The 20,210-nt window shown below is 43.6% G+C and carries 20 protein-coding genes; 17 read left to right on the forward strand and 3 right to left on the reverse strand.

Annotated elements, in window-relative coordinates:
- The first annotated feature begins 46 nt into the window (after window positions 1-46).
- The 6 genes from ACQKMP_RS24620 (at window position 47) to ACQKMP_RS24645 (ending at window position 6,722) form a co-directional block, all read left to right on the forward strand.
- On the forward strand, window positions 47-1,183 hold the full coding sequence (locus ACQKMP_RS24620) for a glycerol dehydrogenase (protein WP_427471541.1): 1,137 nt from the start codon (window positions 47-49) through the stop codon (window positions 1,181-1,183).
- A 1-nt stretch (window position 1,184) separates the two neighbouring features.
- On the forward strand, window positions 1,185-2,945 hold the full coding sequence (gene dhaK, locus ACQKMP_RS24625; RefSeq protein WP_427471543.1) for a dihydroxyacetone kinase subunit DhaK: 1,761 nt from the start codon (window positions 1,185-1,187) through the stop codon (window positions 2,943-2,945).
- Between the two features lie 284 nt (window positions 2,946-3,229).
- Entirely contained in the window at window positions 3,230-4,204 is a 975-nt protein-coding gene (locus ACQKMP_RS24630) for a helix-turn-helix domain-containing protein (protein WP_427471545.1), read from the forward strand.
- 130 nt (window positions 4,205-4,334) lie between these two features.
- Window positions 4,335-5,324: an ABC transporter substrate-binding protein gene (locus ACQKMP_RS24635; RefSeq protein ID WP_405176672.1), complete on the forward strand. Its 990-nt coding sequence runs from the start codon at window positions 4,335-4,337 to the stop codon at window positions 5,322-5,324.
- 153 nt (window positions 5,325-5,477) lie between these two features.
- Window positions 5,478-5,681 (forward strand): biotin transporter BioY, encoded by a 204-nt coding sequence (locus tag ACQKMP_RS24640; protein WP_427471548.1) that lies wholly within the window; start codon window positions 5,478-5,480, stop codon window positions 5,679-5,681.
- A 141-nt stretch (window positions 5,682-5,822) separates the two neighbouring features.
- A complete protein-coding gene (locus ACQKMP_RS24645) occupies window positions 5,823-6,722 on the forward strand; it encodes a glycerophosphodiester phosphodiesterase (protein WP_339248287.1) in 900 nt (299 codons plus the stop codon).
- 35 nt (window positions 6,723-6,757) lie between these two features.
- On the opposite strand, the gene ACQKMP_RS24650 is transcribed toward ACQKMP_RS24645, so the two are convergent.
- Window positions 6,758-7,327 carry a hypothetical protein gene (locus ACQKMP_RS24650; RefSeq protein WP_076286786.1) on the reverse strand — a complete coding sequence of 190 codons (570 nt, stop codon included), beginning with the start codon at window positions 7,325-7,327 and terminating at the stop codon, window positions 6,758-6,760.
- Window positions 7,328-7,507: 180 nt separating this feature from the next.
- The gene (locus ACQKMP_RS24655) at window positions 7,508-8,377 is read right to left on the reverse strand and encodes a helix-turn-helix domain-containing protein (RefSeq protein WP_042188277.1); all 870 of its coding nucleotides are present in this window, start codon (window positions 8,375-8,377) and stop codon (window positions 7,508-7,510) included.
- A 123-nt stretch (window positions 8,378-8,500) separates the two neighbouring features.
- Between ACQKMP_RS24655 and ACQKMP_RS24660 the strand changes: the two genes are divergently transcribed.
- The 4 genes from ACQKMP_RS24660 (at window position 8,501) to ACQKMP_RS24675 (ending at window position 13,485) form a co-directional block, all read left to right on the forward strand.
- Window positions 8,501-9,559 (forward strand): Gfo/Idh/MocA family oxidoreductase, encoded by a 1,059-nt coding sequence (locus ACQKMP_RS24660; RefSeq protein ID WP_339248290.1) that lies wholly within the window; start codon window positions 8,501-8,503, stop codon window positions 9,557-9,559.
- A complete protein-coding gene (locus tag ACQKMP_RS24665; protein WP_339248293.1) occupies window positions 9,556-10,413 on the forward strand; it encodes a sugar phosphate isomerase/epimerase family protein in 858 nt (285 codons plus the stop codon). The genes ACQKMP_RS24660 and ACQKMP_RS24665 overlap by 4 nt, the downstream gene beginning before the upstream one ends.
- 24 nt (window positions 10,414-10,437) lie before the next feature.
- Window positions 10,438-11,331 (forward strand): sugar phosphate isomerase/epimerase family protein, encoded by an 894-nt coding sequence (locus tag ACQKMP_RS24670; RefSeq protein ID WP_076299742.1) that lies wholly within the window; start codon window positions 10,438-10,440, stop codon window positions 11,329-11,331.
- 216 nt (window positions 11,332-11,547) lie between these two features.
- Window positions 11,548-13,485: a hypothetical protein gene (locus ACQKMP_RS24675; protein ID WP_427471552.1), complete on the forward strand. Its 1,938-nt coding sequence runs from the start codon at window positions 11,548-11,550 to the stop codon at window positions 13,483-13,485.
- A gap of 133 nt (window positions 13,486-13,618) precedes the next feature.
- Here the strand turns inward: ACQKMP_RS24675 and ACQKMP_RS24680 are convergent, their stop codons facing one another.
- Window positions 13,619-14,152, reverse strand: a complete 534-nt coding sequence (locus ACQKMP_RS24680) for a GNAT family N-acetyltransferase (RefSeq protein ID WP_339248302.1) — start codon at window positions 14,150-14,152, stop codon at window positions 13,619-13,621.
- A 363-nt stretch (window positions 14,153-14,515) separates the two neighbouring features.
- Between ACQKMP_RS24680 and ACQKMP_RS24685 the strand changes: the two genes are divergently transcribed.
- From ACQKMP_RS24685 to ACQKMP_RS24715, 7 genes are all read left to right on the forward strand, one after another.
- Window positions 14,516-15,409 carry a LysR family transcriptional regulator gene (locus ACQKMP_RS24685; RefSeq protein WP_042188290.1) on the forward strand — a complete coding sequence of 298 codons (894 nt, stop codon included), beginning with the start codon at window positions 14,516-14,518 and terminating at the stop codon, window positions 15,407-15,409.
- Between the two features lie 118 nt (window positions 15,410-15,527).
- On the forward strand, window positions 15,528-16,043 hold the full coding sequence (locus tag ACQKMP_RS24690) for a GNAT family N-acetyltransferase (RefSeq protein ID WP_076286782.1): 516 nt from the start codon (window positions 15,528-15,530) through the stop codon (window positions 16,041-16,043).
- A 4-nt stretch (window positions 16,044-16,047) separates the two neighbouring features.
- The gene (locus ACQKMP_RS24695) at window positions 16,048-16,899 is read left to right on the forward strand and encodes a transporter substrate-binding domain-containing protein (protein WP_427471555.1); all 852 of its coding nucleotides are present in this window, start codon (window positions 16,048-16,050) and stop codon (window positions 16,897-16,899) included.
- A 33-nt stretch (window positions 16,900-16,932) separates the two neighbouring features.
- On the forward strand, window positions 16,933-17,718 hold the full coding sequence (locus ACQKMP_RS24700) for an amino acid ABC transporter permease (RefSeq protein WP_042188294.1): 786 nt from the start codon (window positions 16,933-16,935) through the stop codon (window positions 17,716-17,718).
- On the forward strand, window positions 17,715-18,425 hold the full coding sequence (locus tag ACQKMP_RS24705; RefSeq protein ID WP_340969477.1) for an amino acid ABC transporter permease: 711 nt from the start codon (window positions 17,715-17,717) through the stop codon (window positions 18,423-18,425). The genes ACQKMP_RS24700 and ACQKMP_RS24705 overlap by 4 nt, the downstream gene beginning before the upstream one ends.
- The gene (locus tag ACQKMP_RS24710) at window positions 18,422-19,174 is read left to right on the forward strand and encodes an amino acid ABC transporter ATP-binding protein (RefSeq protein WP_076286779.1); all 753 of its coding nucleotides are present in this window, start codon (window positions 18,422-18,424) and stop codon (window positions 19,172-19,174) included. The genes ACQKMP_RS24705 and ACQKMP_RS24710 overlap by 4 nt, the downstream gene beginning before the upstream one ends.
- A gap of 11 nt (window positions 19,175-19,185) precedes the next feature.
- Entirely contained in the window at window positions 19,186-20,202 is a 1,017-nt protein-coding gene (locus tag ACQKMP_RS24715; RefSeq protein WP_427471558.1) for an LLM class flavin-dependent oxidoreductase, read from the forward strand.
- Window positions 20,203-20,210 lie beyond the last annotated feature (8 nt).

Consider the following 20,210-nt stretch of genomic DNA (forward strand, 5'->3'; position numbering starts at 1 on the left):
AGAGCAATCTATAATAATAACTATATACAACCTAGGAGGAATGAAAATGAGAAGAGCGTTTATCAGTCCGACGAAATATGTGCAAGGTGAGAATGAACTTTTGAATTTAGGCTATTTTGTAAAAACATTCGGTGATTCCGCACTGCTCATTGCACATCCAGATGATGTTACACGTGTGAAAGATAAATTGGAGTCAACTAAACAGAAATTTAATATAACGCTTGTTGAAAGTGGCTTCCATGGGGAATGCTCAAGACAAGAAGTCGCAAGATTACAGGCTCTGGCTAAGGAACATCAATGTGCATGTACGATTGGTTTGGGTGGAGGTAAGGCGATTGATACGGCAAAATGCGTAGCAGAAGGTGAAGCATTGATTATCGTTCCAACGATAGCAGCAACTGATGCACCAACAAGCCACTCCGCGGTACTCTATACCCCAGAAGGTGAGTTTGATGATTATGCTTATTTCAAGCAAAGCCCAAGTGTAGTCATGATCGACACAACAGTCATTGCCAAAGCACCAACAAGATTTCTTGTTGCAGGGATGGGAGATGCACTCTCCACTTATTTCGAAGCAAGAGCTACAGCAAATTCTTATTCCAATGTGAATGCGGGATTGCCTTGCGGGGTTCGTGAAGGTGTTTGTGGGGAAGCTAAAGGAACGATAACCGCACTAGGTCTTGCCAAACTGTGTTATGACACTTTACTTGAAAGTGGGTTCAAGGCGAAGCAGGCCTGCGATCTGAATATCGTAACTCCAGCCTTGGAGAATATCATTGAAACGAATATTTTGTTATCGGGACTAGGCTTTGAAAGTGGAGGTTTGGCTGCGATTCATGCGATCCATAATGGTTTAACAGCTTTAGAAGGAACACATCATTATTATCATGGTGAGAAGGTAGCCTTCAGTACAATTGCTCAATTGGTGCTTGAAAATGCAGACCGTACCGAATTAAGAGAAGTATTGGATTTCTGCCTGTCTATTGGGCTTCCGGTGTGCTTAGCAGATATCGGAGTGGAGCAAGTAACTTACGAAGAACTTCTTGAGGTTGCTAAAAAAGCTTGTATTGCTGAGGAATCGATTCATTCGATGCCGTTCCCAATTACAGAAGAAGCCGTAGCATCGGCGATTATGGCTGCTGACCAATTAGGCCGTCAATACAAATTAAGTAAGGAGCTTTAAGATGAAGAAAATTATGAATAAGCCGGAAACGCTAGTCCGGGAAATGTGTAATGGACTTGTCTTAGCGCATCCTGAGCTGGATTTCAACGATAAATTCAAAGTGATTTCTAAAAAAGAGATCAACACCAATAAAGTTACACTAATAAGCGGCGGCGGAAGTGGGCATGAACCAGCCCATGCCGGGTTTGTAGGCAGCGGTATGCTGGATGCAGCCGTGTGCGGTGATGTGTTCGCTTCTCCATCCCAGATTCAGGTCTACCAAGCGATCCGTAGCTCTGCAAGTAAAAAGGGAACGCTGCTTATTATTAAGAACTACAGCGGTGACATCATGAACTTTAAAAATGCGGCTCATCTTGCAAGTGAAGATGGCATACAAGTGGAATATGTCAAAGTAGACGATGACATTGCCGTTGAAGATAGTCTCTATACCGTAGGGAAACGAGGGGTGGCCGGAACTGTTCTCGTTCATAAAGTAGCCGGGGCTGCGGCAGAAGCAGGACTGTCCCTGACGGAAGTAAAAGAAGCGGCGCAACATGCAATTGACCATGTTCGCACCATCGGCTTCGCCTTTACATCTTGCACCGTTCCTGCCAAAGGAACCCCGACGTTTCATATCGAAGAGGATGAGATGGAATACGGTGTTGGAATTCACGGTGAACCTGGAATTCGCAGAGAAAAAGCCGTGTCAGCGGATGAACTGGCGCAGCGAATGGTTACGTCTTTACTGAGCAACTTGCAAATGAACGATGAGTCGCAGCAAGAAGTTGCTGTTCTGATCAATGGATTTGGTGGAACACCACTGCAAGAGCTTTATTTGTTGAATAATTCTGTGATCCGTGAATTGACGGCGAAGAATAAGCAAGTGTTTAAAGTATTTGTCGGTAACTATATGACCAGCATCGATATGGCTGGCGCATCAGTGTCGATTATGAAGCTGGATGAGACGCTGAAGAAATGGTTGTCTGCTCCGTGTGATACACCGGTATTGTCGGTTAAAGGTTCATTTGAGCCTGTGAAATATACGGAAGTCATCAAGGAAGAGAAAGCAGACAGCACGGTATCCTTCAAGAATAATACGGATGCTGAAGCAGCGGTAATTAAGAACTACCAGTTTTCCTTACAAAATATCGTATTTTTGATCGATCAAATGAGTGAGGTCATTATCGAGAATGAGGTACCGTTCTGCGAGCTAGACGCCCACGCCGGAGATGGTGATTTTGGGATGAGCGTAGCCAAGGGCTTTAAGCAGTTGAAAGTAGAATGGGAAGATATTCTAGCTAATCATCAGAGTGATATCGGTGACTTCCTTGATGCTTGTTCATTGATCATTATGGAGCATTGTGGAGGAGCTTCCGGGCCAATCTGGGGATCGGGATTCCGCGCTGCGAGCAAGACTGCGCAGCAGAAGCAGGAGTTATCCATTCAGGAATTTGCCAATATGATGCAAGCGGTTGTCAAAGGAATTCAAGATACGGGCGAAAGGTCTTTCGGGAGAGGTGCTGTCGTTGGAGACAAGACTTTAATTGATGCGCTTGTACCTTTTGCGGATGCCTGGACACAATGCGCAGAACAAGGCGAAGATATAAAGCTGGCAGCTATCAAAGCTGCTGAGGCGGCAGTTCTCGGTGCCCGGAAGACTTCCGATATCGTCGCCCGTATGGGAAGAGCAGGCACGGTAGGTGAACGCAGCATTGGTTATCCGGATGCAGGAGCTTACGCGCTTGGAGTTATTTTCACAGAGCTAGCTAAATCGATGAGATAAGAGATAATATAAACTGAATCCGGATTTGAATAATGCTACGAAAGTTAAAAGCTGATTAACAGAAATCGACACCCCCTTATCCATTAGAATGAGGGGGTGTTTGTATTTGGAATCATACGCTAACACTCCTCATAAACTGTTCGTTGCAGTTTAGCTAATGTCTCGGATATAATGATCTAAATGATAATCGTTATCATTTAATACATGAATAAAGGTGATCTCCTCATGATAAAACACTACATTGGGGTTACAGCATACTACAGATCTGCTGAGGGTATGAATTAATGACAAGAAAATCAATTCATAACATCTATAACGGGTATTTCAATGCATTGTTTGAGACTCCGGCTATAAGGGACACCACAGAGCGAATGCATTTCTCACAACCTAGTGACCATGGATACGTCGATAGGGTTATCACATCTTCCGGGATCGAAATTGTAGATAGTGATTACCGTTTCACTGAGGATCGTTTAATCCGAGTTCAATCCGAAGCAGCTATGATTGAGCTAAGCTTTTGCCTGCAGGGCAGCGGAGAAGTTCATGTAACAGGCAATAGTCACGAGTTGGTGCCCGACAGTTGTTCATTGCAGCTCATGCGAGATTTCCAAGCCGAATTTCACTATCGCAGTGCTGAACCCATCCGTTTACTGTCCATTGGTGTACCGGTAACACTGTTCGATTCGTGGATGGTAGATCAAGGATCTCCACTTACCTGCAGTTTATCCGGGCTGTTAGATACACAATCATTTCGTATGTTCCGTATGCCTATTCTTCCAGAAACCTCCCGAATATTGGTTCAATTGAGAGATTGCCCATATCATACCTCAATGCGCAGGTTATACGCAGAGGGTAAGGCATTAGAACTCCTTTCCGCATATTTGGGCGCTTTTCTTTTTGAGCAGAGTCATACTAAACGTAGCTTGCATTTATCTCGCACTGACCGGGAAAGTATTCGGAGAGCCAGAGAAATCATACTCGAGCAAATGGCAAACCCTCCATCACTCATAGAGCTTTCCAAGCTGGCGGGTATTAACGAATACAAATTAAAAGTTGGTTTTAAGGAAGAGTATGGTACGACTGTATTTGCCTATTTACGGAACAAACGTTTAGAAAAAGCATGGGAAATCATGCGTTCCGGGGAGAGTAGTGTTAGTCAAACAGCGACGATGGTAGGTTACAACAACTTTAGTCATTTTGCGGAGGCGTTTCGGAAGCAGTATGGAATAAATCCTTCTGAAATAATAAAAAAACGTTAGACAACAAATAAATATCCGCCAAACCGTTATTCAATCCCTCTATCGGTAGTTTAGCCCTATCAGCAGAGTGTATGATCGGACTTGCTAGTAGTGAGAATGATTATCAATAGATTGGAGAGGGTTGGAAAAAATGTTCAGTTTAAAACGTATCTCTTTTGTCGGAATCGCCTTATTCATGATGGTGATGTTGTACGGATGTGGGAATTCAGGGCAGGAGGCTCAAGGGGATAACACCCCACCTGCGGTAAAATCTGAACCCGTCGCTACGAATTCCTCCGAAACACGTACCATTAAGGACGCCAAGGGAGATGTTGAAATACCGGTAAACCCGGTTAGAATTGCCGATGTATCTGGCTCAACTGAAGAACTTTTAGTGCTTGGATATAAACCTGTGATTACCGGGAATACAGACATGGCTAATTCACTGGAAATCACACCTATTCTAAAAAAAGAACTGCCTAATGTAACGCCCGTTGGATGGTTTCAAACGGAAGTTAACTTGGAAGCGATTAGTGCAGCAAGTCCTGACTTGATACTGGCAGGGCCTACGCAAGAGAAAATCTATGATCAACTAAATATGATTGCTCCAACTGTAAGGGTTCCTTATGGCTTTAATGCTTTTAGAGAGCGGTTTGCCTTTGTTGCAGAGGTACTTGATAAGAAAACAGAAATGGATGAGTGGCTGAAGGCCTATGATCAACGTGCTCAACAACTGCATGATCAAATCACAAAGATAACTAATGAAGAAACGTTTGCGGTAATCGAAGCTACAGAGAAAGAAATCCGGATCTATTCCCGCACAGGTATTGCAGATATGATTTTTAATGATCTTGGATTACTCATCGCGCCAGGTACACCGGAACCAGACCCATGGGGAGGAAAAGTAACAAGTCTAGAAGCACTGTCTACCTTTAATCCAGACCACATCATTTTATTATCTGATAATGACCGGAATGTTCTAGACCAAAGTAAGGTCTGGAGCAGCCTAAAAGCTGTAAAATCGAAAAATATATATCGCATGACAAGCAGACAAAATTACAATGAAGCATTCTTTGCATTGGGGAAAGAGGCATTGCTGGAACAAATCGCTGAACAAATCAATGAACATATCAACAAGTAAAGCTATTCTGTTTAAAATTGTGTAGCTAAAAAACACTGATCCTAATCTGGATCAGTGTTTTTTTAGTTCGAGATTCTTCCAACTTTATGAATCTAATCAATACATTCAATTCTCCTATGAAGGGTTTCTTCATGAAAATCAAAGAATTTGTATATGCTGCATGATTCGCTGGAAGTCAGAACTTGGAATCTAATTGTCGTAAATTTGATTTTTGGTGTAATGTTGATTAATCTGATAGGTGCGCCTATCATGGCATTGATTACGAATACTTCCATTTGGGCTAGATTAACAAGTGTGGTGATCTTTCTTCCAGGTGATATCATTAAAGCGGTTATTGCAGCCATCATTGCGATATAGCTTAGAATAATCCGCAGGTTTTACATAATTATAAATCAAGAGGAGATTTGATAGGATTATGAATGGTAATTAACTGGATATGATGTAGAAAACAGCACCAAGTAAACAACAATAAATTTTTGAAAAGAAGAGGGAAGTTTTATGCAAAGGATTCAAAATTCTAAAATGTACTTTATATTTATTCACATATTTTTGTTGATCTTATTATGTACCTCAATGTATGCCTATTCTCCATGGATTCGTACTAAAGTGAAGGAAATTCTCGAGCCTGCGGACAAAGTCTATACCATTGCTCATCGTGGCGCTTCGGGATATGCTCCTGAGAATACTATACCTGCATTCGAACTAGCCATTGATATGGATACCGATTATATCGAGTTAGACATTCAGTTAACTAAGGATCGTGTTCCTGTTGTTATTCACGATGAAACTATTAATCGTACGACAAATGGAACGGGGTATGTTAAGAATTATACTTTAGAGCAGCTTTCGAAATTAGACGCTGGCTCTTGGTTTAACGAACAATATCCCATGTTTGCTAGGGAACAATATGCTGGATTACGTATTCCGACGTTAGAAGAGGTATTTGAAAGGTTTGGAAAAGAAGTGGACTATATGATTGAGATTAAAGATCCTGCTTTGTATCCGAATATCGAAACCATATTAAACGAACAAATTGAAAAATATAATCTGTCTGATCATGTTTCCGTACATTCATTTAGTGAGGCGAGTTTACGTAAGCTTCATTCGATTAACCCAGAGATCCCGCTTTATCAAATTGTTTGGTATAATATTCCGGTTTACAAAGTACCAGAGTCTTTTATCAATCGGGTGAAAACTTATGCAGTTGGTATTAGCCCTAACTTTCAAAGAATAAATTCCTCCTATGTCGCACAGGTGAAAAATTCGGGTCTAAAGGTATTTCCGTACACAGTGAATTATCAAGTGAATATGGACAAAGCCGTGGTTTGGGGCGTAGACGGGGTACATACCAACTTTCCTGACCGTTTTAATGAAGTGATTAAGAATAATAAGAAGTGAGGAAGTACGGAAACGGGAATTCAACTATCGGAAATTCATATGCCGAATACATCGATTTCAGAGACAGGATACCATGTTTTTGAATTTACGTCTTTAAAAAACACTTGAATAGTATAGGTGCCTTTTGTATTAAACGAATAAGTAAATTCGTTAGTTTTGAACCAAAAGTTTTCTTCACTTTTCTTAATTTGTTGATTATCGATAGTTTCTGTTTTATCTGCGGGATCAGTGATCGTAAGTTTTATATCTGAAATTTCTGTTTTTAAATGATCTACTTGTAATAAGGTTGAAAAGGCAAACCGTGAAGGGCTTTTTACCTTACCGAAAATCTCTCCATTGTTATCAAGCAATACCATGTTCACATTTGGCTTGTAGATTCGAACCGTTTTACTTGTTTCATCTAAAGCGATTAAAGCAAACAAATTTTTAGAGAGCTGTTCAACAGGTAAGAGGATGTCCCCCTCGGATATTACTGCTGCCTGTTTTTGTACCACATTATTGAAATATAATGAAACTTCTGATTGGTTCGATGCGGCATAAATCATTGTTCCCGGTAGAATCATTATGCAAAGTGCTAATATAGTCAGTTTAATTATTTTTCTCAATGAAATCTCCTCCTATATTTTTGTTATGTTAATTATACCCATAAGATGGAAGATAGTTTCTTTTATGCAATTAATAAAATAAAAAAAGGTCAGTAGAGGGGATTACCCTTTCCTGACCTTTTTGATGTTAAAATTAAGGAGCGATAGCAAGTAGAAGACTGCTTCCTTTGTTCACCCTAACTAGAACCCTCTCACACTGCTTGGGGGTACTTTTCTATGTTTTTTGAAAGTCCGGCTGAAATAGTAGATATCACTGAAGCCAGTTGTGGTAGCGATTTCAGAAATCGTTAACTGGGTATGCCTTAGCAAATAATCTGCACGGTCTAAACGGACAGCATTTATATATTCCGAAATCGTATGACCAGTTAATTCCTTGAAGAGACGACTGAAATGGAAGCGGCTTAGCCCTGTTAGAGCCGCAAGTTCGTCAACTTGAATGGGCTCCTGGTAATGGGTATCGATATAACGCAAAACAGGTGCGAAGCGTTCAACGGTTTGAATACGTCTTTCTTGCTCAGCCTGTGAGAGTACGGTGACGATATGTCTGCGCAATAGCAACGTTAGCAGGCGGTATAGCTCGGACTTCACGGCCAGCTCATATCCGAATTCGCGAAGTTCCAGTTCCCGAATAATCGCCAGCGCACAGTCTGTAATGTGCTGATCTCCCCGGATATGATTACGTAACAGCAGCTGGTTCTGCTGAATCGGGGCGATGAACTTGGTCTCGGCAGCGTCGCTTACCGCACTATGCAGCAAAGAAGTATCTGCAATGATCGCATAATACAATAAATCAGAAGAAGCGCTCACCCCATAATGCAGCTCGTTGCTGTTCACAGCAACTAAATCACCAGCCCGTACGTTGATCGGTGTTCGTCCGCATTCAAAAACAGCCTCACCGCTTTCGATAAACAGAAACTCAAGATGCTCATGCCAATGATGTGGGAACAACAAAACTCCCTCTTGGTTGAAGCGCTGGGTATGTACTTTAATCGGAAACTCGGGATCCGGCATGTCCATGGGTTCCTGTAGATGTTTATCATAGTCCAACATTTATTGACTGCACCTCCTATAGCACAATTGTACAAATGAAACCGCAAGGTTCTGCATGGTGTTTAGGGTTGAAATCATTATAATACGAATCATAACCTATGCAAAATAAAGGAGAGAGTATTTATGGATATGATCAAAATTGGCGTAATAGGAACCGGCTCTATCTCCAGCATGCACTTAAGTGCTTATCGGAATAATCCGCAGACAAACATATATGCGGTTTGTGACCTGAATGAAGAGCGTGCACGAGCTGTTGCTGCTGAGTATAACGTGGAGAACGTATACACGGATTATCGTGAATTGCTGGCTAATTCCGAAATAGATGCAGTCAGCATCTGCACATGGAACAACTCTCATGCTGAGATTAGCATCGCGGCACTTGAGGCAGGCAAACATGTACTTGTGGAAAAGCCCCTTTGCCGCACGGTTGAAGAAGCGCTTCAGGTTCAGCAGGCAGTGGAAAAGAGCGGTAAAATTTTGCAAGTAGGCTTTGTACGACGTTATGACTCTAATGCCCAGCTTCTTCAGACATTGGTGGAACAAGGAGAATTCGGTGAAATCTACTATGCGAAGGCAACGACGTTCCGGAGACTTGGTAATCCCGGCGGCTGGTTCAGTGATATTGAACGCTCCGGCGGCGGACCATTGATTGATATCGGCGTCCATGTGATCGATCTATGCTGGTATTTGATGGGCCGTCCGAATCCAGTATCAGTAAGCGCCAATACTTACCGGAAGCTCGGCAATCGTTCCAATATCAAGAACCTTTCTTTCTATAAAGCCGCTGATTACGACGCAGCGAACAATACGGTGGAAGATTTAGCAAATGCACTAATTCGTTTTGAGAATGGAGCTTCGCTGATGGTTGATGTTAGCTTTACATTGCATGCCAAAGAAGACGAGCGCTCGGTCCGCCTGTACGGTGACAAGGGTGGGTTTGAAATTGATCCTGAGATAGTCCTCGTCAAAGAACAGTCGGATACGATCGTCAATATCTATCCGCAGACCGATCATAAGGGGTTTGAGTTCAACAGTGCATTCCAGAATGAGATTAATCACTTTGCGAACAACATCAGCAACGGCTCTACACCGATTAGTCCTGTGCAGGACGGCGTTACAATCATGAAGATTCTCGGCGCGATCTATGAATCCGCTGCCAAAGGCGAAGAGGTGAAACTATGAAGCTAGGAATCAGTACCTACAGTTTGCATTCAGCTTTTTCAACGGGTGAGCTTACGCTTGAAGGAGTCATTGATACGATCGCCGATCTGGGCGCGGAGCATGCGGAGATTGTACCCTTGGGCATCAATTTAGTTGAGAATCCTGAGCTAATTGATCAGATTGTACGTACGGCAGCAGGTCGTGGACTAGAGTTGTCTAATTATGCTATCGGGGCGAATTTTGCCGGGCTGGAGACAGCGGAAAGACAGCGTGAAGTCGAACGGGTAAAGCGGGAAGTAGACGTCTGTGCGGCATTAGGCATTCAGCGGATGCGGCATGATGTAGCCTCGTCAAATGATCTATCAATTACGCACTTTTTGGAAGAGCTTCCACATTTAGCTGAAGCCTGTCGGGAAATTGCCGATTATGCCGCAGGTTTGGGCATCACGACCAGTGTGGAGAATCATGGATACTTTATTCAGCACAGCGATCGTGTACAGGCGTTGGTTCACGCAGTAGGAAGAGATAACTTCCGTACAACACTCGACATTGGTAACTTCCTGTGCGCAGATGAGAATCCGCTTATTGCTGTGACTAACAATATTAAGCTTGCTTCGATGGTACATTTCAAAGATTTTTATATTCGTCCGCAGGATCGCCAGCCTGGCGAAGGCTGGTTCCAGTCTACTGGTGGGAACTGGTTGAGGGGTGCCATCGTTGGTCAAGGAGACATCGATATGCCGAGTGTCATTCGAACCGTTAAAGAAAGTGGCTACGACGGATATATCTCTGTAGAATTTGAGGGAATGGAAGAGTGCCGTAAGGGGACAAGACTTGGGCTCCAATACATCAAGCGGGTTTGGAACCAAAACTAATTCATTTTAAAGGAGGATTATAGCATGGTTAAACCAATTATCACTAACAAAATCGGCGTTATCGTAGACAGTTTTCAGGTCGGAGTAAAAGAGGGGTTGCGCAAGGCAAAAGAAGCAGGGGCTGATGGAGTTCAGATTTATGCAGTACAAGGTGAATTTGATCCCGCTAACCTTTCTCCTTCAGCCCGCCGTGAATGGAAGGAATACATCGCTTCACTGGGTCTCGAAATCTCTGCCCTCGTTGGAGATTTAGGCGGACATGGATTTCAGGACCCTGCACAGAACCGTGCCAAAATCGAAAAGTCCAAACGCATTATGGAGCTGGCCAAGGAGCTAGGTACAGATATCGTAACTACACATATCGGTATTGTTCCCTCTGACCACACCAGTAAAATTTATGAAACCATGCACATCGCCTGTGAGGAACTAAGCAGATACGCGCATGAGATGAATTCTTACTTTGCGATTGAGACTGGGCCAGAACCCGCTGCGCGTCTGAAGACGTTCCTCGACGGTTTGGGTTCCAAAGGGGTTTCTGTTAATTTTGACCCGGCCAACATGGTGATGGTGACTGGTGATGATCCCGTGCAAGGTGTTCATACACTAAAAGACTACATTGTACACACCCATGCTAAAGATGGTCTCAAACTTGCCGATATCGATCCGCGCGATGTTTACGGTCAATATGGTTATGAAGCACCCGCATTAGACCATGAGAAGATGGCTGAAATGGCCGAGACCGGCTCGGCGTTCCGTGAAGTTCCACTTGGAGCAGGTTCTGTCGACTGGAACAATTATCTGCAAGCGCTGAACGACATCGGTTATACAGGTTTCCTGACCATAGAACGGGAAGTTGGCACTAATCCAGAGGAAGATATCCGCCAGGCTGTGAATTTTTTAAAGGCTTTTCGGGTCTGAGCATGGTAGTAATAATGATTAAATAGTTCATCCAACCTTTGGGATAAAAGAGAAGCTGCCTTACAGGAGAACAGGCCTGTACGGTGGCTTTTTTTATTGCTACAAACAATTTTACATAGTTCAGGATAAGAATCTGATCCAATTGCTAATCTCATTTATTGCAACTTTATCCTCTATTTGGCGTTAAAGAAGAGAGAATACGAAGGGGGAGCCTATATGAAAAAGATAAATCTACTAGCCCTTTTAGCAGTCATTTCAGTAATCATTGTTGGATGTTTCAATACAGGGAATAAGGATAAAGTGAATCAAACCCTGATCGATCTGAGCTCTGTTAATTCCATAACAATCCAGAACGATAGCGGTGAATCCATGACCATAACGGACAATAATTTAATAGAACAATTCAATGAAGCCATACATACTGCTGAGTATGACTGCGCCAAGCTTGATATTGCAGCACCCGATTATGAAGCTACTGTTGAATTGAAGAATAAAGAAAACGAAAAGTTCTCATTCTGGATTAATGGCGAGAATAATGGTCTTTTCACCAAATCAGGACAAAATGGACATTACAAGCTGCCGGAAACAAAAAAAGTAGTTTTACTTGACTTATTTCAACCCAATGAGCAACAAGTAGAAGCCGATAATCTAAAAATTGACGAGGAAATCAAGCGAATCACAGTAGCGAAATCTCTAGCACATGGTTCAGTGAATGCTAACATAAAGGCTGAATACATAGATCATGAAAGCATAGAAACTTTCGTCCGAGCCATCCGTACCGCTGTACAAATACCAGGAAATTTAAATACCGCAACGCCTAACTATGATATTGTTCTAATTTCAAATAATAATAAATATGCCTTTCATCTATGGATTAACGAAACAAGCGAGCAAGGCATGTTAATGAATGTGAACGAAACAAGCACAGGCTACACACTTACTAAGGAATCAACTATCGAGTTAAAAAAGCTTATATTCTTGGAAGCAAACTTTAAGGGGCTGGAGTTTAATGCAGTACGGAGCTCAAATGGAGAACTGGTGGCTAAACCAATTGGCATAACCGAAAATAACTATCTATTAAACGGTGGGGCAGTGGTTGAATTACAAGGAATCTTATATCATACCATTCATTTTTTCTATGGCGACCATAATGCAGTTAACGCTTTACTAGCCCATGATCCTGCTACGAATGAGGTGATGGTGAAATGGAGCGATGAGCTGATCGATACCGATAACCGTTGGAACAATGCATTTATGAACAACTATAATATGCTAATCAAGTTGGACGAGGATCATCTATTATTTCTGGAATCGGATCTGACGAAAGAAGCTGGGAAATATCATTTGTCCTCTTATAATGTTGTTACAGGAGATATTGAGCGACTTCGGGAAGACTTTTGGCCGCTTTCTGATGATTCTGACTACATCTATAAATTCCAGTGGAATGCGGATGAACAAATATTATTTATGCAAAGTTACCTCGGCAATGTATGGTTGTTTGATCTGAGGAAAGGAAAGGACGATGTGCATCTTCTAAAATATCCGGTAATCCCTCACTCGACGACCGGTGCGCCATCCCTGTTTCTTTCACCAACCTTTAAGAGATTTGTACATGATGATGAGAGCGGCCAATTAACCTTTTACGATAATAAAGGAGCTTCGCTACGCACTGTAGCTTTACCACAAGAGCAATATGTACCTTCTGAGAAAATAAAGTGGAACCCGGCGGGCACGATTGCCTGGATGGATACAGCAGAGATGAACCAAAACCGAATCCATGACATCGATATCGATTATTTGAAAATCGCTCCCCAAAAAATTGATTTTTATAATCAGGATGGGCTTCCCACCGGCTCCATTAAGACTGAAAGCGACCAAGAAGATGCAGCGGTTGAAGTTGTAGGATGGATGGACGCTAATGTAGCTGTGATAAAATCCTATTCCGTAGAACTTTTGTACAAGGATACTATAGGGCTGAAGGTTAAGAATGTTTCTTATTATCTCTATGATGTAAAGAAGAAGCAGAAGGGGGCTAGCTTTTTGTCCATCCCCGCCAAAGCAACTGTAATTTTAGATCATCGCCTGGATGATGCTGATAATGAAGGCAATATCACTGTGAGTTTTAAAGAAATTACCTATAAAAAAGGAAATTAAATGAGCCTCGGAAGTTCGCCGCAATGATCACATAAGATCATTGGGAAGCTTCCCGAGGCTTCTTTTTTTAATTTCAAGACAACGGTTAAGAAGACGTTATATTCATCGAGTAAGTCTGTCTCGAATTTTATATTTATCCTGCTGTTGTACGGACTGAGGTTAGTAGGTCTAGTTGGAAACCCTGTACCAGGGTTTCCCCGTTCATAAGATCGGTCTCATACGCCCGTTTGAAGCCTAAGCGATAGTAGAGCTTGATTGCTGAAGCCATCATTTCTGAGGTATGCAGATTTAAAGTGGTGGCTCCTAACTCACGAGATCTCCTAGCAGCTTCGTGAATTAGATGGGTTGCAACACCGAGGCCGCGAGCGGATGGGGATACGGCAAGCAGGCGTAGGATAGGGGAGTGAATGCCTAACTCTGGTTTACCGTAAGCCGTTTCCGAGGAGCTAAACAAGAGTGTGCTACCAATGATTTTCTTGTCGATTTCAGCGATGATCCGCATAATCGGGGCATCGCCATGGACAGATTCAAGAAGTGATTTCCGGTACGCTAGCCACAACGGCTCGGGCATAATTTCCGAGTATTGGTGGTAAGCGTCCAGTATCACTTCAGCGATGGCATCACGGTCATTATTCTCAGCTTCACGGATAATAATCTTTTGTGACATAATCTCGCGATCCCCTTTCAGTTAATGTATAGTTCATACGAATGAAGTCATTATAAACGATAATTCCGAGTTATATAAGGGGTATTTTATTATTTTGATAAATGAATAGAAAAGCTCTATATGAAATAAACATAACAGTCGATTATAAAGGGATTCACTATAGCTTCTGTAGTTTCGAATTTTAAATTATTTATCATTTATGAATGAAATTTTGTGGAAATCCGATTATTTTACACGGAATTTAAGTTGACAAAAAATAGGGGGGTGCATAAGATATAAACAAAATCTATAGGAAAGCATCGTTCTATTTCATTGTTTTTTCATCGGAATAGTAAAATTAATATTAGTTTAGGGGGAGTAGGGATGAACATTGAAAATATTGAGGCTTTTGTCTACATTAACCATTATGGAAGCTTCAATAAAGCGGCCGAAGTCCTATATATCTCTCAGCCGACAGTTACGGCACGGATTCAATCGCTCGAAAGGGAATTGGATTGCAGAGTGTTTGATCGGTTAGGTAAGCAGATTAGCCTAACGGATAAAGGTAAGCAATTTCTTCCCTATGCCCAGCAGATTCTCCAGATCTATCAGAACGGTAAATATCAGGTTCAGGCCAAGGGGCTTATTCCAAATGAACTGAGAATCGGCAGTACTGTCTCGGTATCCAATTATTTAATGCCGCATCTGATGCTTCATTTGAAGCGCAGGTATCCGCATATCACGATCAAGCTGACGACAGCTTCTACGGAAGTATTGATTGATAAGCTGAAATCGAAAGAGCTAGATCTGGCTTTTATCCGTAAGGTCGTAAATCCAGCCATTCAAGCCTTTCCTTTCTGCGAAGACCCCATTTCGCTGTATGTAGAGAAGGGGCATCGCTTAGCTAAGGCACAACGTACATCGCTGGAAGATATTCGCCAGGAGACGTTAGTCTTTTTTGAATGCGGGTCTTTGGATTGGATGCGACTGCACCGAGTATTTGAAAGCATGGAACAGCCGCCGAAAATTGAATATCAGGTGGATAACCTGGAGACAGCCAAGAAGCTGGTGTTGAAAAAAGCAGGTATCTGTTTCCTTCCGGCACTTAGTGTGCAAGAGGAAGTAGCGGCTGGGACGTTAGTACGGGTGGATATTGCGGAGACGGAAGGCATCTCCTTACGAACCAGCCTGATTTCACTAAATGGGGAGAACGCTGAATTCATAGAAACCCTGCTTGAACTCGGTATTGGTAAAACGGGAGATCGACTAATTGTATAGATGTATTAAAAAACTCTATTAGCGCATGGACACATGCAGTGATAAAGTTAATTGCATATAATGACGACTATTTCGATAGGAATTATAAATTTAATTTCGGAAGGATGGAGGGCTTGCGATGAGTGAGACATACAGACTGGCAGAACTGAAAGATGCGGAGATTTTGCTTGAGGTTACATATCGTGCGTATGAGCTGATTCGTGAGCTCGGGCTGCATTGGCCGGCGGCTACAGCTGACTTGGCACTTATTGAAGACAATATTGCTACGAATGAGTGTTATGTGCTTGAAGTTGATGGAACGATAGTTGCGACGATAACACTTTCAAAAGAAGAAGAGATTAAGAAGATTAGCCCACTGCCTTTTATTAAATGGTTTGCTGCTCATCCGGATTACAGTAACAGAGGTTATGGTGGAAAGCTTCTGGATTGGGTGGAAGAGCACATTATTGCTGGACAATTGGGTTCGGCTGCGGTCACGCTGGCAACGGCGAAGAAGCACCCATGGTTAGTTCAAATGTATGAACGCCGGGGGTATGAACGGTTTCTGGAACTGGATCAGCAGAATGGTGACGGCATTATGTATCTGATGAAAAAAACACTTTTAGATAAACCACAAATCATTCAAAGGGGATAGAACAATGAAAAAGTCCATTTCATTAGTAATTGCATCGTTATTGACACTGGCGATAGCAGGTTGCGGAAATAACAGCACGAACAGTAGTCAGAATGGAAATGCAGCCGAAGCTTCGGCAACGGTAAATGGTTCGACAAAGGTAACTAAGATCATCGTAGGCACGGGTACTGCTTTTCCGAAGGTCTGCTTCATAGATGAGAACGGCAAGCTTACAGGCTTCGATGTGGAACTGCTCAAAGAAATCGATAAGCAGCTGCCTGAATATGAATTTGAGTTTCAAACCATGGATTTCAGCAATTTACTGCTGAGTCTGGAAACTAAAAAAATCGACCTGGTTGCCCATGTCATGGAGAAAAATCCGGAGCGGGAGTTGAAATATTCTTTTAACAAAGAAGCCTATGCCCACTGGAGAAACCGCATCGTAGTGGCGAAGGATAATGATTCGATCCAATCACTGGATGATCTTAAAGGAAAAAAGGTATTAGTCGGTGCGACAAGCGCACAAGCGCAAATTCTGGAAAACTACAATAAAGAGCATGACAATGCGATTAATATCGTGTATCAGAACGGTGCAGCGAATGATACCGTCGCACAGATTAGTACTGGGCGTGTGGACGCTACGCTGGCTGCAGATTTTGTCCTGCCGATCATTGATCCGCAGAGTCAGCTAATAGCTACGGGCGACGAGCTGTCCTCCGCGGACATTCTCTATGTTTTCCGTAAGGATGATGCCGATTCACAAAAGCTGTCAGATGCGATTGACAGTGCGATTAAAGAGCTGAAGACGGACGGAACACTGGGTAAGCTGAGCACGGAATGGCTGGGTGCGGATGTTACAGCGGATTCGGTTAAATGATTGAGCCGGTGAGCACGGGAAGGGAGGGAATATATGGGCGCACAGTTTGATATCAGTTTTGTATTTTCGTTTTTGCCTAAGTTACTAGGGACTTTAAGTACCACGCTTCTGATTGTCGCCTGTTCTCTACTGACAGGAATTATTGTCGGCTTTCTCGTAGCTCTGCCAAGACTTTATAAAGTGCCTGTGTTAAAGACCCTCTCCGAAATCTATATTTCTTTTTTTCGGGGAACTCCGATTCTTATCCAGCTCTTCTTGTTTTATTATGGTCTGCCTGAAATTATGAAGCTGGTCCATGTGGATATGACCCGAACTCCTGTACTTGTCTTTGTGATTCTAACCTACGGTCTGCATACGGGAGCATACATGTCCGAAATGATTAGGGCTTCTGTGATGGCGGTGGATAAGGGGCAGGTGGAGGCTGCATACGCTGCGGGGATGACGGGGTTTCAAGCTTTTACACGAATCGTGCTGCCCCAAGCGCTAGGTATAGCAGTTCCTGTATTCTCTAATCTAGTAATTGCACTACTGAAAGATACGTCATTAGCTTTTACCCTCGGGGTGATGGAAATGTCAGGTAAAGCTCAGACGCTTGGCAGCTTAACACAGCATTTTATTGAAACCTATATCGCGCTTGCGCTTATCTATCTGGTCATCAGCTTTACGATTGAGAAGCTGCTGCTTGTAGCAGAACACCATCTGCTACGGCATGAAAGACGAAATACGCCTGAGAAAAAATTGTTTAAAATCAACAAAAGCTGGTCCTACCGACGCATCATTGCAGAACTGGGACCTGGCAAAGGAGGCACCGGATTATGAAACTGGACCCATCGTTTATATGGACTGCTCTGGTACAAATTCTGAGTGCAATTCCTACGACCTTATATATTACCGTTGTCTCTGTATTGATTGGTTTTGTGATTGGAGTGGCTGTAGCCTTGATCCGGCTATACAAAGTTCCACTGCTGCATCCGCTGGCCGTCGGTTATGTTACGTTCATCCGCGGGACACCGATGCTGACGCATCTGCTGCTTATATATTTTGGGCTTCCTGTGCTGATTGATGGTCTGGCGGCGCATTTCGGCTGGAGCTTTAGGTCGGTTTCGATTCCGATGATCGGTTTTGCTTATATTTCATTCTCGATTACTGCTGGAGCTTATATGTCCGAGGTCGTCCGTTCCGGTCTGCTCGCTGTGGATCGTGGTCAGCTAGAAGCGGCCCACTCTATCGGTATGACTACGCCCCAAGCACTAAAGCGGATTGTTTTTCCTCAAGCGCTGGCGGCAAGTCTGCCTAATCTTTCGAATTCAGTAATCGGTATGCTGCACGGATCTACCCTTGCTTTTACTGTTTCGGTGGTGGATATCAATGCTAAGGCACAGATAGTGGCTTCAACGAACTGGAAGTTTTTTGAGGCTTATCTGGCGGCAGCACTGATCTTCTGGGCACTAACATTTCTGATCGAACGCGTGACGTCGGTCATTGAGAAAAGGATTAATCTGTACAATCGAGGTGGAGTAGCATGATCAAACTTGCGCAAATTTCGAAGTCATTCGGTCGGAATCAGGTATTAAATAATATAGATTTAACGGTGACGAAGGGAGAGGTTGTCGTCATTCTCGGCCCCAGTGGCTCCGGCAAAACGACTCTCTTACGCTGCGTGAATTATCTGGAGAGGCCAAGCAGCGGAGAGATCGCCATTGGCGATTTCAAAGTGAACTGCAAACATGCCCGCAAAAAGGAGATTCATCAGCTTAGGCAAAAAACGGCAATGGTATTTCAGCAGTACAATTTGTTCCGTCATAAAACCGCGCTGGAGAACGTGATGGAAGGGCTGTTAATTGTCAAAAAGCTTCCGAAGGACGAAGCGAGAAAGCGGAGTATAGCGCTGCTTGAAAAGGTTGGTCTTGCCAGCAAGCTGGACGCTTACCCGAGTCAGCTGTCCGGGGGTCAGCAGCAGCGTGTAGGGATTGCCCGAGCCTTGGCGCTTGAGCCAGAGGTTATATTGTTCGACGAACCAACATCAGCGCTGGACCCTGAGCTAGTGGGTGAGGTGCTGGCTGTTATCCGAAAAATTGCCAAGGAAGGCATCACAATGATTGTAGTCACCCATGAAATGGGGTTTGCCCGCGATGTGGCGAATCATGTGGTTTTTATGGACGGAGGCGTCATTGTTGAAGAAGGAACGCCGACAGAGCTGTTTAATCATCCGCGCGAAGAAAGAACGAAGCAGTTCCTGAAGCGAATCACACCTGAATTTAACTATTCCATATAGGAGGAAAAACAATGGCTATTACAATCAGCGTACTTGATCAAAGTCCGATCTATCCGGGAGAAACGCCAGAGGAAGCATTCCAGCATACCATTAAGCTGGCACAACTGTCTGAGGAGCTTGGATTTCATCGATTCTGGGTTTCCGAGCATCATGACTCTGAGCAGGTAGCCGGTTCTTCTCCAGAAGTACTCATCTCACATCTGCTGGCCAAAACAGAGCGCATCCGCATTGGCTCCGGTGGCATCATGCTCCAGCATTACAGTCCGTACAAGGTGGCAGAGAACTTCAATGTGCTGTCTACACTGGCTCCTGGCCGAGTGGATCTCGGAGTGGGACGCGCTCCCGGTGGACTCCCGCGCAGCACACAAGCGCTTCAGCAGGAAAGAACCGAATCCCCTAGCTTAACGGACAAAATCATCGAGCTGGAGAAATATGTGCATAACCGGCTCGAAGAAAACCACCCGCTAGCTGGTTTGAAGGCAGGTCCCCTTCCTGGTATTCCGCCTGAGCTGTATGTGCTTGGCGCGAGTGTAGGCAGTGCAGTGATTGCTGCTGAACTTGGATTACCTTATGTGTTCTCCCTATTTATTAATAGCGATAAGACAGTAGCGCTAGATGCTATTCGTGCTTACCGAAGCGGTTTTGTTTCTTCACAGGGCAGACAACCGCAAGAAATTATCGCTTTAGCACTAGTGGTGGCTGAGACAGAAGAGGAAGCGAAAGAACTGGCGGGCGCACATAAGTTGATTCGGATTCAGCTGGCAAGCGGGAAGAAGCTAACCGTTGGAACCCGGGAACAAGCGGAGGAGTTTGCCCGCCAGAGCAATGAAGCATACACGATTGAAGAGTTGGAACCAGAGATTACCAAAGGAACAAAGAACTCTGTACGTGAACAGCTATTGGCACTTTCAGAGGCATCAGGTGTTGAGGAGTTCATCATAACTACGAATGTGCAGCCTTTTGACAAAAGGTACCGCTCCTTTGAGCTCCTGAGCGAAGCAATCGCTGAAGTGCCGGCAGAGGCATAAGCGGGCGG

This window comes from Paenibacillus sp. NPDC101420 (genome assembly GCF_050277435.1).
Taxonomy (GTDB): Bacteria; Bacillota; Bacilli; order Paenibacillales; family Paenibacillaceae; genus Paenibacillus_AQ.